The organism is Pseudoxanthomonas sp. LjRoot204_2, assembly GCF_056175765.1.
This window is the reverse complement of the sequence record NZ_JBGFFG010000555.1, coordinates 1-1,887: the sequence shown is the minus strand read 5'-3', so window position 1 is coordinate 1,887 and position 1,887 is coordinate 1. Positions and strand designations below refer to the sequence as shown.

General features: G+C 63.5%; 3 protein-coding genes. All 3 read right to left on the bottom strand.

What is annotated here, in order from left to right; translation table 11 throughout:
- Positions 1-7 precede the first annotated feature (7 nt).
- Positions 8-691, bottom strand: a complete 684-nt coding sequence (rnc, locus tag AC04L7_RS17800; protein ID WP_436000988.1) for a ribonuclease III — start codon at positions 689-691, stop codon at positions 8-10.
- On the bottom strand, positions 675-1,052 hold the full coding sequence (locus AC04L7_RS17795) for a DUF4845 domain-containing protein (protein WP_299341848.1): 378 nt from the start codon (positions 1,050-1,052) through the stop codon (positions 675-677). The genes rnc and AC04L7_RS17795 overlap by 17 nt, the downstream gene beginning before the upstream one ends.
- Positions 1,053-1,089: 37 nt before the next feature.
- Positions 1,090-1,887, bottom strand: a 798-nt coding sequence (gene lepB / locus AC04L7_RS17790) for a signal peptidase I (protein ID WP_475513581.1), incomplete at its 5' end; no start/stop codon positions are given.

The window sequence follows — 1,887 nt, the reverse complement described above, 5'->3', positions numbered from 1 at the left end:
GACGTACTCATTTCGAAATGTCGAGCTTATCGAGCAGCGCCGCCGCGGCGACCTGTTCTGCATTGCGGCGCGAGGTACCCTCGCCGTCCGCGGCAAGCGGCGGGTCGAGCGTGGTACAGCGCGCGAGGAAGAGTTTGGCGTGATCGTCGCCGCTTTCGGACACCAGTTCGTACACCGGCAGCGGACGCTGGCGGCCCTGCAACCATTCCTGCAGCCGGGTCTTGGCATCCTTTTCCGGGCGACCGACAGGGAGTGCGGCCAGCGACGCCTCGAACCACGGCAGCACCACGGTGCGGCAGGTTTCGAAGCTGCTGTCCAGGTAAATGGCCGCGACGACGGCTTCCAGCGCATCGGCCAGGATCGAATCCCGGCGATGGCCACCCGACTTCATTTCGCCGGGCCCCATCGTCAGGCGCTCGCCCAGCTGGAGCTCGCGCGCGATGGCCGCCAGCGCGGCTTCGCGCACAAGTTCGGCGCGTGCGCGCGTCAGCGCGCCCTCGTCCGCCTTGGGCCAACGCTGGAAAAGCGTTTCGGCGACGAGGAAATTGACGATGCTGTCGCCCAGGAATTCCAGGCGTTCGTTGTGCGGCGCCCCCGCACTTCGATGCGTCAGGGCCTGCGCAAGCAGGCCCTGATCGGTGAAGGCATGACCGATGCGATCAACCGCCAAACCCTTAGTCCGCGCCGCGATTGGTCATGGCCTGCTCGGTGTTGAAGTTACCGACCACGTCCAGATTGCCTACCAGCGGCCGACGCACCTCGTAGCTGACCTTCATGTTCCAGCCCCCCTCCATACGCTCGATCTTCACATGGGAGGGTTTGACGTTGTCAGAGTAGTTGATGTCCAGACGCCTGAAGAACAACTCCTGGATACGGGCAGGATCCATGTCGGCAACCCCCGGCTCATTTGAAAGTCCCTTCAGTGAGGACTTGACGGCGTAATATTCCTGGTACATCGGAAACAGGCGCATGGCGATATAGGCGGCGAAACCGACCACAGCCAGTACGATCACAAAGCTCAACAACGTCATACCATTCTGATTGCGCTTCATCGTCATTCCCCCGTCGATCCCCGTTAGCGTTGGTTGCTTACTCGATGCCATTGCCGATGCGCGAGGCATCGAAGCCATTCTTGCAGACCCAGCCCTCGCAGTTCAGCCAGACCAGGAACGCCTTGCCCCGCAGGTTCTCTTCCGGCAGGAAGTGGGTCTGGGTCCAGAACCGGCTGTCCTCGCTATTATCACGATTGTCGCCCATGACAAAGTAGTGCCCCGGCGGGACTACCCACTCGCCCTGGCCCTCGGGACGGGCGCTGCCCAGCCATTCCAGCACCGTGTGCGGGCGCCCCGGCAGGTCCTCCTTCAGCAGCGAAGCCCCCGTTTCGCCTGCACCGCTGCCCTTGCCCACGTAGTCGCCCAGCTTCTGGTACGCGAGGGGCTGCCCGTTGATCGAGACGGTATCGCCATGGAACCCGATCCTGTCGCCCGGCAGGCCGATGACGCGCTTGATCCAGTTGTTCTTCGGGTCGTGCGGCGGCTTGAAGACCACCACGTCGCCGCGCGCCGGCTCGCCGAGGGCCACGACCTTCTGGTTGGTGATCGGCAGGCGCAGGCCGTAGGAAAACTTGTTGACCAGGATGAAATCGCCGATCAGCAGGTTCGGCATCATCGAGCTGGACGGGATCTTGTAGGGCTCCGCGATGAAGCTGCGCAGCACCAGCACCACGGCCAGCACGGGGAAGAACGCGCGCGAGTAATCGACCAGCACGGGCTCCTCGTCCAGCAGCCCTCCCCTCGCCTGGCGCCGCTTGGCCAGGAAAAGCTTGTCGGCCAGCCACACCACGCCGGTCAGCAGCGTCAATACCACGAGGATCGTTTCGAACCAGAC